Below are 19424 nucleotides of genomic sequence, written 5' to 3' on the forward strand. Positions count from 1 at the left end.
TGCCCGTTAGGGCGGGGTGGGTTCTCCCCGCAGGGGTGCCCGTTAGGGCGGGGTGGGTTCTCCCCGCAGGGGTGCCCGTTAGGGCGGGGTGGGTTCTCCCCTCTCGGGAGGGCAGAGTTAAGTCTCCTGCTTAGAAGAAACGTTACAATAAATTAAGCAATACTCTTAGAAACTGTTATATATGCCTCCGACCGCATTACTAACCAAAGGACTCCCCACCGTTAAACCCCACAATCCGAGCGATCGCTTCGATGACACCTGGCGCGCACCCCTCGCCACCCTCCTCGGCTTAGGCCGCGCGGCTGGAGCCGATTTTATCGAATTTTTCCTCGAACGCACCAACTACATCAACTGTCTAGCCGAAGACGATGCTATCACCAGCATCTCCCCCCGCCTCTCCACCGGGGCCGGGGTGCGCGTCTTCCGAGGCAAAGCCGACTGTTACGTCAGTACCAATGACCTCTCTTTTGACGGCTTGAAAGCTGCCCTAGAGAAAGGCCTGGCCATTATGGGACTCTCCCTCCCGGGAAGCAACGCCTATATCCCCGACATCAACCTCGAAATCACCCGCGACTATGCCCAAACCAACCACAAAGAAGGTTGGCTGGCTGACTGTAGTTCCATGCGAGAAATGAGCGATGTGTTGCTGGCGGCGAATGACTGTCTCAACCAGAAAGCTAACCATGTCCAATCCCGTCGGGCCGCCTATTTCCGCGATTGGCAAGAAGTTCTCGTGGCCGCGAGTGATGGCGTCTTTGCCCGCGATATTCGCCTGACGCAATCCGTCGGTTATAGTCTCCTCTGTGCCGATGGTGAACATCGCTCCTCCATCAGTCAACGGATTGGCGATAGCAGTAACCCCAGTTTCCTACGGGATTGGAACTACGATCGCACCGCTGAGGAAGTCTCCGAGGCGGCTGGAACCATGCTTTACGCCGATTATGTGGAGTCCGGGCAATATCCGATTATCATGGCTAACTCCTTTGGCGGCGTGATTTTCCATGAGGCCTGCGGACATCTCTTGGAAACGACCCAAATTGAGCGGGAAACGACTCCCTTTATTGATAAGAAGGGACAGAAGATTGCCCATGAGAATCTTACCGCTTGGGATGAGGGGCGATCGGATCGTGAATTTGGCACGTTAGATATGGATGATGAGGGAATGCCCACTCAACGCACCTTGTTGATTGAAAATGGTATCCTAAAAAACTTCATTTCTGACCGGGCCGGTTCTATGCGCACGGGACATCCTCGCACCGGTAGCGGTCGCCGTCAGAGCTATACTTATGCAGCCGCCTCCCGGATGCGCAATACCTATATTGCCCCTGGGGAGTATGAAGTGGATGACCTGTTTGCTTCGGTGGAAAAAGGCATTTACTGCAAGAAAATGGGGGGCGGTAGTGTTGGACCCACAGGAGAATTTAATTTTGGGGTTGATGAAGCCTATTTGATTGAAAATGGCAAAGTCACGAAACCCTTGAAAGGAGCCATTCTCATCGGGGAAGCTACGGAAATCATGAATAAAATTTCCATGTGTTCTAAAGATGTGGAACTGGCCCCGGGGTTCTGTGGTTCTGTTAGTGGCAGTGTGTATGTCACTGTGGGACAACCTCATATTAAAGTGGATTCCATCACTGTCGGCGGTCGTTAAGACTCTGGCTCAGACTGGGATTAAGGAGGTTAGGTCATGGGATTGACAACCTGGAAGTTCACTGTCAAGGACTATCACAAGATGGCTGAGTTGGGGATTCTTAACCCTGATGAACGGCTAGAGTTGATTGATGGAGACATCTATAAGATGAGTCCAATTGGCAGACGACATGCGGCTTATGTAACGAGGATTGCTAACCAGCTTATGAAGCTGTTGGGGTCAGACATGAGCATGATTAATGTTCAAAATCCCATTGTTCTTAATGATTTATCGGAACCTGCACCGGATGTCAGTCTGTTGAAACCTCGGGAGGATCAGTATTTTTCTGGACTTCCCCAAGCCGCTGATGTCTATTTGCTGATTGAAGTGGCTGAGAGTAGTTTGGAGAGCGATTGCAGTGAAAAACTGCCCCGCTATGGGGCTGCGTCAATTCCCGAGGTTTGGCTCATCAATGCTTTGACTCATCAACTCGAATGCTATCGTCATCCCGAAAATGGACGCTATCGGGACTATCAAACCTTAGAACGGGGCGATTCCCTGAGATTGGTGGCGTTTCCTGACCTCTTGATTCATCTCGATTCTCTATTGTTTGAGGGCTAGAGACTGGGGAGGTTCTTGTCTCTCAGTCTTCCCTCATCGTTGTTCAGTTACACCCATTCCTAGATTCAATTCAAATATGACAGACATTCAAGTTCTTGCCAATCAAGTCCAAGAGATTGCCCAGCAGATTGGTATTCGTAAATATGACATTTCGGGTTCGAGTGTTGATGAAACCAGTGTTCAAGTTGATCGCGGTGAACCGAAACAGGTGAAAGCCTCGAATCGTTCCAGTGTCACCGTGCGCGTCTGGAATCAGAATAACACTGTGGGGATTGCGTCCACGACAGACAGCGATGCCAAGGGGTTGGAGTTGGCCTTGAAAACGGCGGCTGACGCTAGTGAGTTTGGGGCCAAAGACCATGTTCCTGATTTTAGCCCCGAGGCCACAAAACCCATTGAGAACCAAAAGACAGTTCAGGTTCCGCCCCTGGATGTGACGCAACTGATTGAGCGGTTGGTGGATTTGGAGAAACAGTTACTCGATGCCCATCCGGCGATCGCCAGTGTTCCGTATAATGGTCTGGCGCAACGGGATTTATCTCGGTTTTACCTCAATAGCGAGGGCGCACAGCGTCATGAAGCCCATTCTGTGGCGTCGGTGTACCTCTACAGCAAAACGGAACAAGAGGGCAAGAAACCCCGTTCTGCTGGGGCTTACAAGGTGAATGTTGGGGTCGAGCAGTTGGATTTTGAGGGTTGTTTAAAAGAAGCGGCTGAGAAAACGATTTCTCACCTCAACTATCAGAAAGTCAAAACGGGTAAATATCGGGTGGTGTTCTCCCCGGAAGCCTTTTTGAGTCTGATTAACGCTTTCTCGAATCTTTACAATGCTCAAAGCATTCTCGACAAGCGCAGTTTATCAACCCCGGATTCCCTGGGAACTCAGGTGGCTTCGCCGCTGCTGTCGGTGTTTAATGATGCTCTGCACGCTGATAATCCGACGTCGAGTTACTTTGATGGGGAAGGGACGCCGACGCGCCGGGTTCCTTTGATTGAAGGGGGTGTTTTGACGGGATTCTTGCACAGTGCGGGGACGGCGAAACGGATGAATACCCAACCGACGGGCCATGCGAATATGGGGGCTAAGGTCACGATTAGTCCTGACTTTTACCATATTTTCGCAGCCTCGCAACCGGAGCAGACGTATGCGTTGGAAACGGAGGAGAATCTGGTCTTTATTGATGATTTGAGTGCCTTACATGCTGGGGTGAATGCGTTGCAAGGGTCATTTTCTCTTCCCTTTGATGGTTGGTTAGTGAATAAGGGTGAAAAGGTGAGTGTGGATTCGGCGACGGTGGCGGGGGATATCCGCGAGGTTCTCAAGTCCATTATTTATGTGGAACCGGAGGCGGAGGTTACGCCGGGTGGGGTTTGTCCTCGCATCTGGGTGGAGGGTTTGTCGGTGACTGGGGAGTAGTCGCCAACCCGAATCCTTTGGGGTGAGGGGTGTTCCGGCGTTGTTTCACTGCTGGGTTTAGCCTCTGGGGTGAAAGACGTCGGATTGAGGGGCGATCGCCCCTAGTATAACCCTCTACAAGCCTGAACAAACTGTTTGGCAAACTCCGGGTTACTGCGAAAATGTAAATGAACATAGCTGGCTAGGCTATTTCCTAACACATAACCTTCAGGAAACTCACCGATACGCCAACTGTGGGCCTGGTAACAGGTGGGAATCTCAGGGGGAACCGTCTCAGAAATCAGTTGCGAATAATGGAAGCGATGCCCCTTAACCCTCAGAGGCTGTTGGCAAAAGGGGTGATTGCCAGTGGTTTCGATTTTCGTATAGCCTAGGTTGGGGCGATCGCCCAGTCGGGTCCAAAAGGGAAAAATTCCCGCAAACCGATAGCGACTCTCCTGAACCTCAATCCCCTGGGACAGATAAATCAAACCGCCACATTCCCCATAAATAGGACATTTTTGAGCAGCAAACTCTCGTAACCCCCCTAAAAACCCCTGATTCTGACTCAAGCGTTCTCCATGCAGTTCTGGATAGCCACCACCGAAATAAAAGCCATCAATGTCCTGCGGAAACTTATCTCGTAGGGGCGATACCTCAATCAAGGTTGCACCCGCCTCTCGCAACAGACGCAGATTGTCCTCATAGTAGAAACAAAAGGCTGCATCACGGGCGATCGCAATCCGCACGTTCTGAATCGGACGCCCCGTAGGCATTCCCTCAACAGCCGCCTCCCCTCGCCAATCGGGCAAACTCGCCAACAGGCCATCCAAATCCAGATAGGTTTCCGTCGCCTCCGCCAACGTCTCGATATACTCATCTCCCAGATTATCCTCCTCGGCCATCCATAACCCCAGATGACGAGAGGGGATTTCTGGAACGCTATTTTTAGGAATTTCTCCCCAGATGGGAATCGAAGTTACCGAAGCGATGGCCTCTCCCAAGCGACTTAAAGGGCTTGTAGTACGATATATATTGCGAGTATTGCCGACTTTGTTTAGGGCAATTCCCGTAATTGACAAATCCGCATCAAAGTGTACATACCCGGAGACTAACGCCGCTACACTGCGAGACATCCGCGACGCATCCACCACCAGCAACACCGGAATCCCTAGCCACTTGGCGATTTGAGCGGTACTTCCATCCTCCGACGTGGCCCCATAGCCATCAAAAACACCCATCACTCCCTCAATAATCGCCACATCACAACCCTGGCTATAGTGACGAAATAGGGCTAAATTGTCATCTTTTGATAACATCCAGCCATCTAAATTGTGAGAAATGCGGCCCGTCGCCAGGCGATGATGTCCAGGATCGATGAAATCCGGCCCGACTTTAAACGACTGAACTCGTAGGCCCCGACGACGGAGGGCGGCCATGATTCCCAGGGAGAGAGATGTTTTGCCAACACCGCTCCGGGTTCCAGCAATGACGAGGGCTTTCATGGGGTAGACTCTCCTTGGACCGTTGTTTGAATCATGGCATCGTCCAATTGAGGAGTTCCCTGCTCATGGAGCCAGAGGAGATATTCCACATTGCCCGCCGGTCCTTGGATAGGAGAGGTGACCAGGCCGCGATCGCACCACCCTAAACCTCGCGCCGCATCCCGAACTTGGATAATGGCATCGGCGCGATCGCCCAAATTGCGGACAACTCCTTTTTTGCCAACGCGCGATCGCCCCACCTCGAACTGAGGTTTCACCAAAACAATCGCCTCCCGAGGTGACACCAACAAACTCCAAAGGGCCGGAAACACCTTTTCCAGAGAAATAAACGAGACATCCGCCACCGCCAAATCCGGGCGCGGGTCATCCTCTTGATACAATTGCTCCGGGGTAAGATAGCGTAAATTGGTGCGTTCCTTAAGAATCACCCGCTCATCCTGACGCAATTTCCAATCCACCTGACCATAGCCTACATCCACCCCATAGACCCGTTGTGCCCCTCGTTGCAGCAGACAGTCCGTAAAGCCCCCAGTCGAAATCCCGCCATCAAGACAGACCCGGTTCTGCACCGAGATGGGAAACACCTGTAACCCCTTCTCCAGCTTTTCCCCACCCCGAGACACAAAGGGCGATCGCAGTTTCACAGAAATCTCTGCATCCACCGCCACCGCCGTCCCCGGCTTATCCACCAACTGCTGATTCACCCGCACCTCACCCGCCCGAATCCAGCGTTGAGCCAACTGACGCGACGAACACAAGTGTCGCTCCACCAACAGCAGATCCAAACGTTGTTTCACCAAAACCTCTCCTCTCTTACCTCTTACCTCTTACCTCTTACCTCTTACCCCCTCCTCTTCCTCGGTGTCCTCTGTGCCTCCGTGGTGACCCTCTTTCCTCTCCCCCCTGTTCCCTATTCCCTGTTCCCTGTTCCCTTCTTCTTCTCATACGCCTCATAGGCCGTGACAATCTTCTGCACCAGAGAATGGCGCACCACATCCGCCGCCGTCAAGCGACAGAAGGCGATGCCATCAACATTTTTGAGAATCTTCTGGGCCACCTGCAATCCCGACATTTGGGTTGACGGTAAATCCGTCTGGGTGACATCTCCCGTCACCACCATACGGGAATTAAACCCCAACCGAGTCAGCACCATCTTCATCTGAGCTGATGTAGTATTTTGGGCCTCATCCAGAATCACAAAGGCATTATTGAGGGTTCGTCCCCGCATATAGGCAATGGGGGCGACTTCCACAATTCCCCGTTCCATCAAATCGGGAATCTTCTCCGCATCAATGAGTTCATAGAGGGCATCATAGAGAGGCCGCAAAAAGGGACTCACCTTTTGCTGCAAATCTCCCGGAAGGAACCCCAACCGTTCCCCCGCTTCCACTGCTGGGCGAGTTAGAATCAACCGTTCATAGCGTTTGTCTAGCAGTGCTTGCACCGCCAACATGGCCGCCAGATAGGTTTTACCCGTTCCCGCTGGGCCAATACAAAAGGTTAAATCATGGCTGCGAACTGCTTTGACATACTGACGTTGGCGGAAGGTTTTGGCGCGAATATCCTCACCGCGACGGGTACGAGTGAGAATATCATCTCGCAAATCTTTGAGTTCATCCTGTCGCCCCGTGTCTAGGGCATGAATGGCCGTGTTAATATCGACATCGGCCACCGGCTTGGCAACTTTCCAAATCGGCGAGAGGATTTCAACGAGTTGTTCGCAGCGTGCAGTTTGGCTATCGGTTCCTGAGATGAAGAGTTCCTGACCCCGTAAGACTAGGGTGGCACCGGTTTGATGAGCTAGGGTTTTCAGATTGACTTCCTGTTGTCCCACAAGCGCCAGGGCGCATTCAGGGCTGTGGAGGTCAATCGTGAGTCGCAGGGTCATATCCTAGAATGGACAATGGATAATGGGCAGGTGCTGCGGTGAACGGGTCGGTTAGCCGAGGCTTTATGGGACTTATACGGTCTTAACTGGTATGACTCGAATTTAAGTTAGCCAAGGGACGACGGACAAAGACCCGGCTTAATCCAAGTTTAGAGCTATTTCGTGACTAGAGCTTCCTCTAAATTGAACAAAACCGAGTCTGACCGAGAGGGTTGGGACGAAACTGTCGCCGTTAAGCCGTTGCTTCTTCCGTTGCTTCAGTCTCAGAGGCTTCCGGAGCCGGAGTTGCAGCAGGCGGTGTCGTGGGAGTTCCGGGTTTGGGGCCCAGAATCCCCTGGCGACGAAGGATGTCACGAACGGTGTCCGTGGGTTGTGCGCCATTGTTAAGCCATTTGAGGACTTCTGGCTCATTGATGCGCGTCTCGTCACTGCGGGGGTTGTAGAACCCGAGTTCTTGCAGGGGACGGCCATCGCGACGGGAGGAACTCTCCATGGCGACAATACGATAACTGGCTTCTCTTTTTTTACCGAGGCGTTTGAGTCGAAGTTTAATCATCTGTGCAAAAGTAGGCGATTTCTGGTTTAACCTTCTGTACCAGGATAACTGCAAAAGGTCAGTCTTCTAGTATAGACTGTTTTTTCCTGTTGGGCATCCCCCCCATGACTCGGTGTAGGGTTGAATTCCTTCATTCTGGCAGTATAATTGCCCCTAAAGTCGACGATAGCTATGGCACAGCGATATGTCCGCGTCCGCACGACTGAAGGACGAATTTATTATGGCTCTTTGCAAATTGACCGCAGTGTCAAGATCTTCGATGCACCGCCTTGGTTGAACGGTAAGCCGACAGAGATGACCTGTTCGGCGGAAACCTATGAGCTATTGGCTCCCTGTGCGCCCTCGAAAATTATTGCGGTGGGCCGGAATTACCGAGAGCACGCTGAGGAGATGGCGGCGGAGGTTCCCGAGGAACCTCTGTTGTTTCTTAAACCTCCCACAACCGTGGTCGGTCATGATATGGCCATCATCTATCCTCCTCAGTCTCAGCAGGTGGACTATGAGGGAGAGTTGGCCTTAGTCATTGGCGAAACCTGTCAGGACTGTTCCCCGGAAACGGCCTCGGACTATATTTGGGGCTATACCATTGGCAATGATGTGACGGCGCGGGATTTACAACGGCGCGATCGCCTCTGGACAAGGGGAAAAGGCTTTAACAGCTTCTGTCCTCTGGGGCCCTGGGTGGTGCGAGAAATTAATCCTGGGGCAAAACTACAAACCTTTGTCAACGACGAAGAGAAACCCCGCCAGTCCGCTAAACTGGAACGGATGGTTCACTCTCCTGATGAGTTGGTGTCCTACATCTCGGGAATTATGACCCTGTTACCGGGGGATGTGATTCTCACGGGAACGCCGAAAGGAGTGGGGCCCCTGCAAGTGGGCGATCGCGTGCGGGTGGAAATCGAGGGAATCGGCGCCTTGGAGAACCCGGTGATTCCCAAGCCAACTCCCCGACTGGATATCTCTGGGGCAGACTAGAAAACCTGGGAATTGGCGGCATCAGAGATTCCCGGAAGTTCCGGATATTCTCCCCGTAGACATTGCACCAGACTGAAGCCAACCGCCGCGACGACTCCCAGGAATAGGGTATTGACTAGGGTTTCTAGCAGCAATGGCGCACCGGATTGTAAGCCAGATCCAAATAGACTCAAGAGGAGACTGCTGATCGACAGGATAATGCTCAGCAGAACCGCCTGCATCCCATTAAAGCGGACAAAGCGGCTGAGACTATCATTGCGAACGACGGCAAAAAAGAGTACGAAGAAGAAGATCAGTCCCGCAAAGGGAATGGTCGTATAAATCTGGATCAGAGGAATGAGGGGAACAAAGAGAACTTGGAGAATGGGAAATTGGTTAAACAGATATGTTCCAAAGACCAGTCCTTCCATCAGGGGAACCAGATAGACGGCGGCCGCACCGATGCGATCGGGCCAGCTAAAATTAGACGGGTTGTTCATAAAACAATCAAAACTGGATAACTGTGGGTTGAAGCAACTCTCTCTATCCTATCGGAGTTTATCGTTGCACTTGGCGATAGGCCGCATCGGAGACCAGGGGAAGATCGGGATACCGTCCTAAAGCCGCCTGAATGATAGCGTAGAGCGACCCACCAAAGAAGGCTAAAAACAGCAAATTCGCCAAAACCGTCATCAGTAGATTCTCCGACATGGCAGCGGCCTGTAGCGGAAGTCCCAAAAGTTGAGTGACGATCGCCACCAACGACAGTGCAATCTTCAGAAGCAGAGATTGCATGGCGTTAAAGCGCAGAAAATGACTGAGGTTAGTATTGCGGACGACGAGCAAGAACAAGGCAAAGAAGATAACCAGTCCGCCAAAGGGAATCCCTCGCAGCAGTCCTTGGTAGAAATTGAGCAGGGGGGAGAGGGGAACTAGGATTAGGGTGGCTAGCAGGGGTAGCAGGTTGAAAATATAGCCGCCATAGCGGATAGATTCCAACAGGGGTAAGAGATAGATGACACAGGCTAGGATGCGATCGACTGGGGTATTTGAGCCTCGCCAAGTCATAGGAATGTCTCCAGTGCGGGTTAATTTACCTACTATGGTAATAGATGGACGATGTGACGTAATCGAGAGTGACGACCCCCATGAAACCTAATCTTCAACCTCGAACACCGGTAACCGGACGTTTCGCTAGCTCCGCCTTGGTGCTACTCCTCATCAGCGGCTGTGCGGCACCAACGACGGTAGAATCTCCAGATGAGTCCTCTCCAGACACGACGGCTCAGGTCGATACCGCCAACTCAGCCTCTCCCTCCCCTGAGTCTCAGGCTTCACTCCCCCTCGACCGAGATTGGCAACTCACTACAGTGGTTGACGATTTGGAACATCCCTGGGGATTAGCTTGGCTTCCCGATGGAACGATGTTGATTACGGAACGGCCCGGACGCTTACGTCTCGTCCGCGATGGTGTCTTAGATCCCACTCCCGTCTCTGGCGTTCCCGAGGTTTTGGCTATCAATCAGGGGGGATTGCTGGATGTCGCTATCCATCCCCGCTTTGAGGAAAACTCCCTGGTGTATCTAACCTATTCTGATGGAACGTCGGATGCGAACCAGGTGCAAGTGGCGCGAGGGGAGTTCCAGGATGACCGTTTGCAGAATGTAGAGGTCATTTTTACCGCCACTCCCCCCAAGCCGCAAGGACAACATTTTGGCTCCCGTATGGTTTGGCTTCCTGATGAAACCCTATTGGTGAGCATTGGCGATGGGGGAAATCCTCCTGTGGAATTGGAGGGGGAGTTAATTCGTCTTCAGGCCCAAAATCGTGAGAGTCATTTGGGGTCGATTGTCCGCCTCAATGATGATGGCTCCATTCCTGAGGATAATCCCTGGGTTAACGATGGGGAAAGTGACCCCGCGATTTGGAGTTATGGCCATCGCAATATCCAAGGGTTGGCCTTGGATGCAGACAGCGGGGGGGTCTGGTCTACGGAACATGGGGCCCGGGGTGGTGATGAGTTGAATCGGATTCAGGGGGGAGAGAATTACGGCTGGCCCCTGGTGACCCATAGTGAAGAATATACGGGAGGCCCGATTTCCGATCGCCAAACCCATCCAGATAAAGTTGACCCCTATATCGTCTGGACGCCGGCGATCGCCCCTTCAGGCTTAGCTGTCTATCATGGAGATCTCTTTGCTGGCGGGTTAGTCTCGGAATCTGTGCATCATATCCAATTAGATGAGTCGGGGAACGTGGGAGACCAACGGGCGATCGCGATCGGTCAACGGGTTCGGGATGTGCGGGAAGGCCCAGATGGTCATCTCTATGTCTTAACCGACGCACCCCAAGGTCAGTTAATTCGACTCCATTGATGAGTCGGAATATCGATATCCTATATGACTAGACCGCTGACGGACAGACCCGTCCCCAGTCTTTTACATAAGCCCAACTTATATCTGTCATTAGAAAGATTTTTGTAACCACCCCTTTACAAACCGTTACAAAGTCGTTAAGGTAGTAACAGATTCATACCAATCATATTCACGCAACTACAACCCCTGTAGTTACACAGCAATCATTTAACTATGACAACCACACTGCAACAACAGCAATCCGCCTCCCTCTGGGAACGGTTTTGCAGTTGGGTCACCAGCACCGACAACCGCCTTTACATCGGCTGGTTTGGTGTCCTGATGATCCCAACCCTGCTGACCGCCACCACCTGCTTCATCATCGCCTTCATCGCTGCTCCTCCCGTGGACATCGATGGAATCCGCGAACCCGTTGCCGGTTCTCTTCTGTACGGAAACAACATCATCTCCGGTGCCGTTGTTCCTTCGTCTAACGCCATCGGACTTCACCTATATCCCATCTGGGAAGCCGCTAGCCTTGACGAATGGCTGTACAACGGCGGTCCTTACCAGCTTGTTATCTTCCACTTCCTCATTGGCGTTTTCTGCTACATGGGTCGTGAATGGGAACTGTCCTTCCGTCTGGGAATGCGTCCCTGGATTTGCGTAGCTTACTCCGCTCCCGTAGCTGCCGCCACCGCCGTCTTCCTGATTTACCCCATCGGTCAAGGGTCCTTCTCTGATGGAATGCCTCTAGGCATCTCGGGAACCTTCAACTTCATGTTGGTGTTCCAAGCCGAGCACAACATCCTGATGCACCCCTTCCATATGCTGGGTGTGGCCGGTGTCTTCGGTGGTGCCTTGTTCTCCGCCATGCACGGTTCTCTAGTGACCTCCTCCTTGGTTCGTGAAACCACCGAGAGCGAGTCTCAGAACTACGGCTACAAATTCGGTCAAGAAGAAGAGACCTACAATATCGTTGCTGCTCACGGCTACTTCGGTCGTCTCATCTTCCAATACGCTTCTTTCAACAACAGCCGCTCCTTGCACTTCTTCTTGGGTGCCTGGCCGGTGGTGGGAATCTGGTTCACCGCTCTGGGGGTCAGCACCATGGCCTTCAACCTCAACGGCTTCAACTTCAACCAGTCCGTGTTGGATAGCCAAGGTCGGGTCATCAACACCTGGGCCGATGTCATCAACCGCGCCAACCTGGGTATGGAAGTGATGCACGAGCGTAACGCTCATAACTTCCCCCTCGATTTGGCAGCTACTGAAGCTCCTGCGATTAACGGCTAGACCCCTCTCTCTCTAGCTGAGAACTCAAGCGCCTCCTGCGGGGGGCGCTTTTTACATTGGGGGCTAGGATGTAGGATGAGATGTTATAACTTTCTGGGAGGGAACATTTTGGCATCTCCGCTCAAACCACCTGAACTAACCCCAAAAGCACAGCTTAGATCAGTCAATCAATCTCAATTCAGTCAATTCTTCACCTCGCCTGAAATTGCCCAGTTCATGGCGGGACTATTCACCCCAAATTTAACGGAAACCTGTCATTTACTTGATGCTGGGGCCGGCGTGGGATATCTCTCGGCGGCGTTCCTCAATCATGCTCATAGGTTAGATTTAAACAGAATTGAACTGGATGCGTTTGAGATTGATCCGTCATTACATTCCCAGCTCACTAAAACTCTGGTTTCCTATCAAACATCCCTGAATTTTAAGGTAAAACTCTATCCCCAGGACTTTATCCACGCTGCCAGCGATTGGCTGTCTGGGAATTTGTTTGCTCAACCCTTACCCCGCTATCACTACGCTATTCTCAACCCTCCTTATCAAAAAATTCATAGTCATTCCCCCCACCGGAAGGCTTTGCGGCAAGTGGGAATTGAAACAGTCAACCTCTATTCTGCCTTTATCGCCCTATCTTTATTACTATTAGCGGATCGCGGACAACTGGTGGCGATCGCCCCTCGCAGTTTTTGCAATGGCCCTTACTATCGACCGTTTCGTAAACTTTTACTTGAACAGGCAGCTATCCGCCAGATTCATTTATTTGAATCCCGTCGCCAGGTCTTTAAAAACGATAATGTCTTACAAGAAAACATGATCCTACACCTTGAGCGGGGACTTCAGCAAGGAGATGTTACGATTTCCACCTCAACGGATAATACATTTCATGACCTGAGTCAGCAGGACTATCCCTTTCATCACATTGTCTCCCCCTCAGATCCAGAATGCTTTATTCATATTCCAACATCCCAAGAGAGTCGCCCTAATTCCCTAAGCTCAAAATTCCGTTACTCTCTTGCGGATCTGGGTATTCAGGTCTCAACGGGTCCGGTGGTAGATTTTCGTCTAAAACCGCACTTACGCCAGATGCCAGATTCAGAAACAGTTCCGCTCATCTACCCGCTTCACATTCAAGATGGTCAGATAAACTGGCCTCAACCTCAGAGTAAAAAAGCCAATGCGATCGCCCTCAATATAGATACTCAAAAATGGCTTTATTCCAAGGGTTTTTATTGTGTTGTACGTCGATTTTCATCAAAAGAAGAAAAACGGCGTATTATCGCTGGTTTAGTTAAACCCAGTTGCTGCCAAGACTCACAATTTATAGGTTTTGAAAATCACTTAAATGTATTTCATATAAATAAACAGGGATTGCCTCCAGTCCTAGCTCGTGGCTTAATGATTCTCCTCAATAGTACCCTAATCGACCAACAATTTAGGCAATTTAGCGGGCATACACAGGTAAATGTCACAGACTTAAAGCAGATGCGCTATCCCAGTTTAGAGGTTATCGGGGATTTAGGTCATTGGTCTGAGGAAGGTGACCCACTCACTCAAGAGGCAATTGATAACAAACTGACCACATTATTACAATGAGCCAAATAGAGGAATCGTTGAAAGCCGCACGCCAGATTCTCAAAAGTCTCGGCTTGCCAAAACAACAACAGAATAAGCGTTCTGCCCTCTGCTTATTAGCGTTACTCAATCTTCATCCGGGACAACCTTGGTCTGAGGCAGAATGTCCTTTGATGGGCATTACGCCAATCATCACTTGGATACGGGAGAACTATGGTCAAGACTATGCCCCCAACACCCGTGAGACAATTCGCCGTCAGACCCTGCACCAGTTTCGTGATGCTGGTATTGTCCTTTATAATCCAGACCAACCGGATCGCCCGGTGAATAGCCCCAAAGCTGTTTATCAGATCGAACCCAATCTCTTGGGACTATTACAGACCTTTGATACGCCAAAGTGGGACAAAAACCTGAAGAGGTATTTGGGCGATCGTGAGACCTTAATCAGTCGCTATAACAAAGACCGCCAGCAGCATCAAATTCCGGTTGAAGTTGCCTCCGGTGAAACCATCACCCTCAGTTCAGGAGACCATAGCCAGCTCATTCGAGCCATTATTGAAGAGTTTGCCCCCCGGTTCGCCCCGGGAAGTATTCTCATTTATGTTGGTGATACGGGTAATAAGTGGCGATATTTCAATCAAGCACTCCTAACCCAACTAGGAGTAACAATTGATATCCATGGCAAAATGCCAGATGTGGTTTTGCACTACAGGCAAAAAAACTGGCTACTACTGGTTGAATCTGTTACCAGCCATGGTCCCGTCGATGGGAAGCGACATGATGAGTTAGCCAAGTTATGTAGCCGGTCGACAGCCGGATTAGTCTATGTGACGGCATTTCCCAACCGAGGGGTGATGTCTCGTTATCTAGGGGAGATTGCCTGGGAAACAGAAGTCTGGGTTGCTGATTCGCCCTCTCACTTAATCCACTTTGATGGTGAACGATTTTTGGGTCCCTACTGCGATCGCCCTCGTTGATCATCAACCGCGCCAACCTGGGTATGGAAGTGATGCACGAGCGTAACGCTCACAACTTCCCCCTCGATTTGGCAGCTACTGAAGCTCCTGCGATTAACGGCTAGACCCCTCTCTCTCTAGCTGAGAACTGAAGCGCCTCCTGCGGGGGGCGCTTTTTACATTGGGGGCTAGGATGTAGGATGATGCCGCGTTAATTGCGATATGAACTCAACCTTAGCCTTGAACCTAAATCAGCCCCAACACCTTCCCAACTATAGTATCCCTCAAGCCGCTCACTACCTCAGGATTCCCGAAGCCACCGTTCGCACCTGGGTTAAAGGGAGACAATATCCAACCAAAGACGGCAACAAAACCTTTCAACCTCTCATCGAGCCTCCCCAAGTTCGCCCTCAACGCCTCAGCTTCATCAACTTATTAGAAATTCATATCCTCCGTGCTTTGCGAACTCAACATAAGATTGACTTAGGGAGCGTCCGCACTGCCCTTGACTACCTACAAAGCCAATTTGACCAACCCCATCCTCTTGCCAGCAATCGCTTTCTCACAGATGGGATAAACTTATTTATTGAGCGCTGTGGTCACCTCCTCAACGTTAGTCAAAACGGACAACTAGCCCTGCGAGCTGCCTTAGACTTACATCTCGATCGCATCGAATGGAACGATCGCGGTTTAGCGTTACGACTTTACCCCTTTACCCGAACGCGGGAAGAGCAAAGCCCCAAAATTCTCGCCTTCGATCCGCGAATTGCCTTTGGTCGCCTGGCGATCGCCCACATTGGGGTTCCCACGGATGTTGTGGTTGATCGCTACCGGGCGGGAGAAACCACGCAAGAGTTGGCAGCGGATTACAACTGCGATCTAGCTTCGATTGAAGAGGCCATTCGTTGCGAACTTCCCGCCGTAGCATGATGGGTAAGCCTCCCATCGAGCCAATTGTCTTCTATATTGACCGATGTCTCGGTCGCAAACTAGGGCAAACACTACAAGAACAAGGGCTAACCATTGCACTCCATGATGACCATTTCACCCAAAATGCCCTTGATGTGGACTGGTTGCCAGAAGTGGGACAACGAGGGTGGGTTGTCCTGACAAAAGATGCTCGAAGGGGCGCTTTTGGCGTTGGTTGCAAAACTGATTTACTGTTTAACTATGAACCTCCAGGTTGAGGACATAGCGCCCTAGGGAGAGTTGTCCAGACCAAAGTTCATAATCCAGGCGCAGATGTTCTGGCAGCGATCCCCCAGAAAACTCAAGTTGTCGTGTGTAATTGCGTAAGCGCATCTGACTGTGAGAGTGGGGTTCCTCTCCCCGCAACCAATACCGGCTGATGCCATACATCCCCCGTTCCCAGAGATGACGGTAACTGAGTCCCCCTTGTCCTTGCATGGTGGCGATCGCCCGGTAGGGAGAAATCTCAAACCACAACAGGCGTGTCGGGGTCAGATCCGCATCAAGATCGGAATTGGCGTTGCCCTGGGGTTGCCACCCAAGAACTGCTGGTTCGTTCAACAGCAGATGAAACCGCTGTTGGTCTTTCTGATAGAGTGTCGCTGTGGTTTCTACCATGGACCAAAGGGGGAGATCCGTAGAAATTAGCGACAGACAGGCGGGTTTACGGTGAGTCAGCATAGAAAGGCAAAAGAGTTCAGGAACGGGGGCAAATCGGCAATCACGGGAAGCATCCACGGGCTAAGATAAGTCCACTGTCCTAGCTGTTCTAGTAGATGATATGTCTTCCCCCATCGTAACAGTCAAAACCGATCAAGAACGTCAAGATTTAGTTATCATTCCCCCAACATCCGGGGTCGGCCTATCGGGAAAAATTAATGTCCCTGGAGATAAATCCATCTCCCACCGAGCCTTGATGTTGGGGGCGATCGCCGAAGGGGAAACAACCATTCAGGGCCTACTCCTCGGAGAAGACCCCCAAAGTACCGCCGCCTGTTTTCGTCAGATGGGGGCAGATATCTCTGAACTTTCTGACGAAACCGTTTGCGTGCGCGGCTTGGGGATTGGCAATCTGCAAGAACCCAACGATGTCCTCAATGCTGGCAACTCAGGAACGACCCTGCGCCTGATGTTGGGATTGTTAGCCTCCCAGCCGGGACGCTTTTTTACCGTCACCGGGGATAAGTCCCTGCGATCGCGCCCCATGTCGCGCGTTGTCACCCCCCTGAGCCAAATGGGGGCGAGGATTTGGGGTCGAGATGCAGGACAACTGGCTCCCCTAGCCATTTCCGGTTCTCACCTCAAACCGACCCATTACCAGTCCCCCGTGGCCTCGGCCCAGGTCAAATCCTGCCTTCTCCTAGCCGGCCTCAGTATCCACGGGGAAACCACCGTCACCGAACCGGCCCTATCCCGAGATCACAGTGAACGGATGTTGCGGGCCTTTGGGGCCGAGATTGAGGTTGACCCCAGTTGTCATCGTGTCACCGTAACCGGCCCGGCCACGCTCAAAGGACAACCGGTGATCGTTCCCGGTGATATCAGTTCCGCCGCCTTTTGGTTAGTCGCGGCCGCCATTATCCCCGGTTCCGACCTACTCCTAGAAAACGTCGGGGTCAATCCCACCCGAACTGGGATTTTAGACGCCCTACACCAGATGGAGGCGGATGTCACTCTAGAACATCAACGGGAAGTTGCCGGAGAACCAGTGGCTGATATCCGCGTCCGCAGTTCTCAACTCAAAGCCTGTGAGATTGGCGGGGCCTTGATTCCCCGGCTCATTGATGAAGTGCCCATTCTGGCTGTCGCGGCGACCATGGCTCAGGGAACCACTGTGATTCGCGATGCTCAGGAGTTACGGGTTAAGGAAAGCGATCGCCTCCTGGCCATGGCCCAAGAACTCGGGAAACTCGGGGCCAACGTCCGCGAACGTCCCGATGGTTTGGAGATTACCGGCGGAGTTCCACTCCAGGGAGCTGATTTAGACAGCTACGATGACCACCGCGTGGCCATGAGTTTAGCGATCGCCGCCCTCCTGGCTAACGGGCCCAGTCATCTCTACAACGCCCAAGCCGCCTCAATTTCCTACCCTAATTTCATCCATACCCTGAAAACCGCCCTGAATGACGGATGACGAATGGATGAGCAGCCCCTCTCGGCTCAACGAGTTGGGGCCTCTCATCCCCGATTCTGAGGTCGTTGCCCGGTTTATTGCGAATAGTTACAAATTAACCTGACAGGAATAAGCCAACTTAGACGGTTTTCTCGCCAAATGCGTCATATCTTGGCATGTACGGAGTCATCTCAGATTTAGATTTGAGGGGTATCCCCCTTGTCAACCCTAATTTAATTGACTACAATTCTCACTAACAAGCCAAGCTATCACTAACCCCTATGAGTTCCTGTAAACGCCCCTTCCATCTCGTTGGACGAGTCCTGAGTCTCAGCCGCAAGAGTAAGGGCCAAATCAAAGCCTTGTACCTTCTCAATGAAGAGGGAACCCACCGAATCAAACTCAGTTCCTCCCTGCGATCGCAACCCTGGGACCTAGAACCGGGAATCTGGATTGCGGTGCAAGGAACCGAAAAATACAAAGCCAAAGACAACACCATTAAGCGCAAAGCCCAACAAATCCAGGCTCATCCCGGATTGCGACAACTGAGCAAACCCGGTCAAGGAGCCCCCTGTCCCGCCCTAGAGATACAAGGGCCCCAGTCCTTGGAGAACCCACCGGACCCCAAGGCCATCAAAGCGCCCGCCGGCAAAATTCTCGTCTGTCAAAAATCCAAATGTCGTAAACGGGGGGGCGCCGACCTCTGTAAACTCCTGAAACAGAAGCTCGACGAACAAGGACTCGGCGATTCCATCCAAGTCCAGGCCACCGGCTGTCTTAAACGCTGCAAATCTGCACCGAACCTGGTGGTATTACCCCAAAAAGCTCGGTACAGTGACATCAAACCCAAGGAAATCCCGGCTTTGCTAGACCAGCATTTCGGTTAAGGGGAAGGGACGAGGCTAGAGAACCTCGTGGGTGTATTGATGTTGTTTGACATTATCGTCAGTGGTGACCACGCGATCGCTATTCAGAACACGCTTACGCTCCAAACTGTGATTGAACTCGCGATAGGTGGTCCCCAGGGAAATATGCTGAGTCGCCTCGGGGCGTTTGGCATAGGTGCGGCTGCTGGCGATAATCCGCTCCGTTAAGTCATTGCCCAACTGAGCCTCCTCAGGGAAAACAGCGGGAACCTGAAACGTCTCCCCATCAAAAATCTCACCAATCGTCGTGGCGTAAGCCAACTCATAAGACGTGGGAATGCCTTTGAGCAGTGCTTCGAGGGATGAAGAGGGAATCGGCTCAATTACGCGAACCTGTTGCACCTCCCCATCTTCTTGTAGAAAACACACTGCCAGTCCGAGAACCACATAATGATCCGCCGTGATATCTGGGGCATTTGCAAGGGCATTGGCCATAATTAATCGGGGGTTGAAAAGACTGCAAGAGAACGGGTTTCGGCGAGCGATCGCCCGTGTACTCTAGGGGAATCTTATCAAACCCCTCCTAGAGCCATCGCCATGCCCTTACAAATCTTGATGCACCTGGGTGTCGTGACCCTCCCGATATCTAGCCCCAGACAGACTCCGTAGAAACTTGCAGAACATCGGAATCTGAGCCATCCGGATAGAGAGTCTCCGAGGCTGTACCTAGAGGAACTGAGAATGTTGC

General features: G+C 51.8%; 20 protein-coding genes. 12 read left to right on the plus strand and 8 right to left on the minus strand.

The window, feature by feature from the left end; translation table 11 throughout:
- The first annotated feature begins 181 nt into the window (after positions 1–181).
- The 3 genes from NEA10_RS09785 to NEA10_RS09795 all read left to right on the plus strand — a co-directional run bounded on the left by NEA10_RS09785 (position 182) and on the right by NEA10_RS09795 (position 3668).
- Positions 182–1651: a TldD/PmbA family protein gene (locus tag NEA10_RS09785; RefSeq protein ID WP_252665155.1), complete on the plus strand. Its 1470-nt coding sequence runs from the start codon at positions 182–184 to the stop codon at positions 1649–1651.
- 36 nt (positions 1652–1687) lie between these two features.
- Positions 1688–2251 (plus strand): Uma2 family endonuclease, encoded by a 564-nt coding sequence (locus NEA10_RS09790; protein ID WP_252665156.1) that lies wholly within the window; start codon positions 1688–1690, stop codon positions 2249–2251.
- 76 nt (positions 2252–2327) lie between these two features.
- Positions 2328–3668, plus strand: a complete 1341-nt coding sequence (locus tag NEA10_RS09795) for a TldD/PmbA family protein (RefSeq protein ID WP_252665157.1) — start codon at positions 2328–2330, stop codon at positions 3666–3668.
- Positions 3669–3769: 101 nt separating this feature from the next.
- On the opposite strand, the gene NEA10_RS09800 is transcribed toward NEA10_RS09795, so the two are convergent.
- The 4 genes from NEA10_RS09800 to rpsP all read right to left on the minus strand — a co-directional run bounded on the left by NEA10_RS09800 (position 3770) and on the right by rpsP (position 7596).
- Entirely contained in the window at positions 3770–5152 is a 1383-nt protein-coding gene (locus NEA10_RS09800; RefSeq protein WP_252665158.1) for a cobyrinic acid a,c-diamide synthase CobB, read from the minus strand.
- A complete protein-coding gene (locus tag NEA10_RS09805) occupies positions 5149–5952 on the minus strand; it encodes a TlyA family RNA methyltransferase (RefSeq protein WP_252665159.1) in 804 nt (267 codons plus the stop codon). The genes NEA10_RS09800 and NEA10_RS09805 overlap by 4 nt, the downstream gene beginning before the upstream one ends.
- Before the next feature lie 110 nt (positions 5953–6062).
- Positions 6063–7040 carry a PhoH family protein gene (locus tag NEA10_RS09810; protein ID WP_252665160.1) on the minus strand — a complete coding sequence of 326 codons (978 nt, stop codon included), beginning with the start codon at positions 7038–7040 and terminating at the stop codon, positions 6063–6065.
- A gap of 232 nt (positions 7041–7272) precedes the next feature.
- A complete protein-coding gene (gene rpsP / locus NEA10_RS09815; RefSeq protein WP_252665161.1) occupies positions 7273–7596 on the minus strand; it encodes a 30S ribosomal protein S16 in 324 nt (107 codons plus the stop codon).
- Between the two features lie 171 nt (positions 7597–7767).
- Here rpsP and NEA10_RS09820 point away from each other — a divergent pair, with 171 nt between their 5' ends.
- Positions 7768–8574, plus strand: a complete 807-nt coding sequence (locus tag NEA10_RS09820) for a fumarylacetoacetate hydrolase family protein (RefSeq protein ID WP_252665162.1) — start codon at positions 7768–7770, stop codon at positions 8572–8574.
- Here the strand turns inward: NEA10_RS09820 and NEA10_RS09825 are convergent.
- Together NEA10_RS09825 and NEA10_RS09830 are read right to left on the minus strand one after the other, a co-directional pair.
- The gene (locus NEA10_RS09825; RefSeq protein ID WP_252665163.1) at positions 8571–9053 is read right to left on the minus strand and encodes a Tic20 family protein; all 483 of its coding nucleotides are present in this window, start codon (positions 9051–9053) and stop codon (positions 8571–8573) included. The genes NEA10_RS09820 and NEA10_RS09825 overlap by 4 nt on opposite strands.
- Positions 9054–9111: 58 nt before the next feature.
- A complete protein-coding gene (locus NEA10_RS09830; protein WP_252665164.1) occupies positions 9112–9621 on the minus strand; it encodes a Tic20 family protein in 510 nt (169 codons plus the stop codon).
- 80 nt (positions 9622–9701) lie between these two features.
- On the opposite strand from NEA10_RS09830, the gene NEA10_RS09835 reads away from it, so the two are divergent.
- The 6 genes from NEA10_RS09835 to NEA10_RS09865 all read left to right on the plus strand — a co-directional run bounded on the left by NEA10_RS09835 (position 9702) and on the right by NEA10_RS09865 (position 15915).
- The gene (locus NEA10_RS09835) at positions 9702–10928 is read left to right on the plus strand and encodes a PQQ-dependent sugar dehydrogenase (protein WP_252665165.1); all 1227 of its coding nucleotides are present in this window, start codon (positions 9702–9704) and stop codon (positions 10926–10928) included.
- 213 nt (positions 10929–11141) lie between these two features.
- Positions 11142–12203 carry a photosystem II q(b) protein gene (gene psbA, locus NEA10_RS09840; protein ID WP_252665166.1) on the plus strand — a complete coding sequence of 354 codons (1062 nt, stop codon included), beginning with the start codon at positions 11142–11144 and terminating at the stop codon, positions 12201–12203.
- A 216-nt stretch (positions 12204–12419) separates the two neighbouring features.
- Positions 12420–13793 (plus strand): Eco57I restriction-modification methylase domain-containing protein, encoded by a 1374-nt coding sequence (locus tag NEA10_RS09845; RefSeq protein WP_252665167.1) that lies wholly within the window; start codon positions 12420–12422, stop codon positions 13791–13793.
- The gene (locus NEA10_RS09850; RefSeq protein ID WP_252665168.1) at positions 13790–14749 is read left to right on the plus strand and encodes a BsuBI/PstI family type II restriction endonuclease; all 960 of its coding nucleotides are present in this window, start codon (positions 13790–13792) and stop codon (positions 14747–14749) included. Before NEA10_RS09845 ends, NEA10_RS09850 begins: the two co-directional genes overlap by 4 nt.
- Before the next feature lie 201 nt (positions 14750–14950).
- Complete coding sequence (locus tag NEA10_RS09860) at positions 14951–15658, plus strand: DUF433 domain-containing protein (protein WP_252665169.1); 708 nt, start codon at positions 14951–14953, stop codon at positions 15656–15658.
- Positions 15655–15915 (plus strand): PIN-like domain-containing protein, encoded by a 261-nt coding sequence (locus NEA10_RS09865; RefSeq protein ID WP_252665170.1) that lies wholly within the window; start codon positions 15655–15657, stop codon positions 15913–15915. Before NEA10_RS09860 ends, NEA10_RS09865 begins: the two co-directional genes overlap by 4 nt.
- On the opposite strand, the gene NEA10_RS09870 is transcribed toward NEA10_RS09865, so the two are convergent.
- Positions 15893–16378: a hypothetical protein gene (locus tag NEA10_RS09870; RefSeq protein ID WP_252665171.1), complete on the minus strand. Its 486-nt coding sequence runs from the start codon at positions 16376–16378 to the stop codon at positions 15893–15895. The two genes, NEA10_RS09865 and NEA10_RS09870, sit on opposite strands and share 23 nt — an antisense overlap.
- Before the next feature lie 100 nt (positions 16379–16478).
- On the opposite strand from NEA10_RS09870, the gene aroA reads away from it, so the two are divergent.
- On the plus strand, positions 16479–17831 hold the full coding sequence (gene aroA, locus NEA10_RS09875; RefSeq protein WP_252665172.1) for a 3-phosphoshikimate 1-carboxyvinyltransferase: 1353 nt from the start codon (positions 16479–16481) through the stop codon (positions 17829–17831).
- 260 nt (positions 17832–18091) lie between these two features.
- Positions 18092–18697: a (2Fe-2S) ferredoxin domain-containing protein gene (locus tag NEA10_RS09880; RefSeq protein WP_252665173.1), complete on the plus strand. Its 606-nt coding sequence runs from the start codon at positions 18092–18094 to the stop codon at positions 18695–18697.
- 15 nt (positions 18698–18712) lie between these two features.
- Here NEA10_RS09880 and NEA10_RS09885 read toward each other — a convergent pair whose 3' ends face one another.
- Complete coding sequence (locus NEA10_RS09885; protein WP_252665174.1) at positions 18713–19171, minus strand: hypothetical protein; 459 nt, start codon at positions 19169–19171, stop codon at positions 18713–18715.
- Between the last annotated feature and the right edge of the window lie 253 nt (positions 19172–19424).

Origin of the sequence: Phormidium yuhuli AB48, from assembly GCF_023983615.1 — a bacterium.
GTDB lineage: Bacteria > Cyanobacteriota > Cyanobacteriia > Cyanobacteriales > Geitlerinemataceae > Sodalinema > Sodalinema yuhuli.

Bases quoted from the DNA above. Each gene is read 5' to 3' on its own strand.
- rpsP (WP_252665161.1), bottom strand. From the start codon at position 7,596: ATGATTAAACTTCGACTCAAACGCCTCGGTAAAAAAAGAGAAGCCAGT.
- psbA (WP_252665166.1), top strand. From the start codon at position 11,142: ATGACAACCACACTGCAACAACAGCAATCCGCCTCCCTCTGGGAACGG.
- NEA10_RS09860 (WP_252665169.1), top strand. From the start codon at position 14,951: ATGAACTCAACCTTAGCCTTGAACCTAAATCAGCCCCAACACCTTCCC.
- NEA10_RS09820 (WP_252665162.1), top strand. From the start codon at position 7,768: ATGGCACAGCGATATGTCCGCGTCCGCACGACTGAAGGACGAATTTAT.
- NEA10_RS09795 (WP_252665157.1), top strand. From the start codon at position 2,328: ATGACAGACATTCAAGTTCTTGCCAATCAAGTCCAAGAGATTGCCCAG.
- NEA10_RS09845 (WP_252665167.1), top strand. From the start codon at position 12,420: ATGGCGGGACTATTCACCCCAAATTTAACGGAAACCTGTCATTTACTT.
- NEA10_RS09870 (WP_252665171.1), bottom strand. From the start codon at position 16,378: ATGCTGACTCACCGTAAACCCGCCTGTCTGTCGCTAATTTCTACGGAT.
- NEA10_RS09865 (WP_252665170.1), top strand. From the start codon at position 15,655: ATGATGGGTAAGCCTCCCATCGAGCCAATTGTCTTCTATATTGACCGA.
- NEA10_RS09835 (WP_252665165.1), top strand. From the start codon at position 9,702: ATGAAACCTAATCTTCAACCTCGAACACCGGTAACCGGACGTTTCGCT.
- NEA10_RS09885 (WP_252665174.1), bottom strand. From the start codon at position 19,171: ATGGCCAATGCCCTTGCAAATGCCCCAGATATCACGGCGGATCATTAT.
- aroA (WP_252665172.1), top strand. From the start codon at position 16,479: ATGTCTTCCCCCATCGTAACAGTCAAAACCGATCAAGAACGTCAAGAT.
- NEA10_RS09825 (WP_252665163.1), bottom strand. From the start codon at position 9,053: ATGAACAACCCGTCTAATTTTAGCTGGCCCGATCGCATCGGTGCGGCC.
- NEA10_RS09785 (WP_252665155.1), top strand. From the start codon at position 182: ATGCCTCCGACCGCATTACTAACCAAAGGACTCCCCACCGTTAAACCC.
- NEA10_RS09850 (WP_252665168.1), top strand. From the start codon at position 13,790: ATGAGCCAAATAGAGGAATCGTTGAAAGCCGCACGCCAGATTCTCAAA.
- NEA10_RS09810 (WP_252665160.1), bottom strand. From the start codon at position 7,040: ATGACCCTGCGACTCACGATTGACCTCCACAGCCCTGAATGCGCCCTG.
- NEA10_RS09800 (WP_252665158.1), bottom strand. From the start codon at position 5,152: ATGAAAGCCCTCGTCATTGCTGGAACCCGGAGCGGTGTTGGCAAAACA.
- NEA10_RS09830 (WP_252665164.1), bottom strand. From the start codon at position 9,621: ATGACTTGGCGAGGCTCAAATACCCCAGTCGATCGCATCCTAGCCTGT.
- NEA10_RS09880 (WP_252665173.1), top strand. From the start codon at position 18,092: ATGAGTTCCTGTAAACGCCCCTTCCATCTCGTTGGACGAGTCCTGAGT.
- NEA10_RS09790 (WP_252665156.1), top strand. From the start codon at position 1,688: ATGGGATTGACAACCTGGAAGTTCACTGTCAAGGACTATCACAAGATG.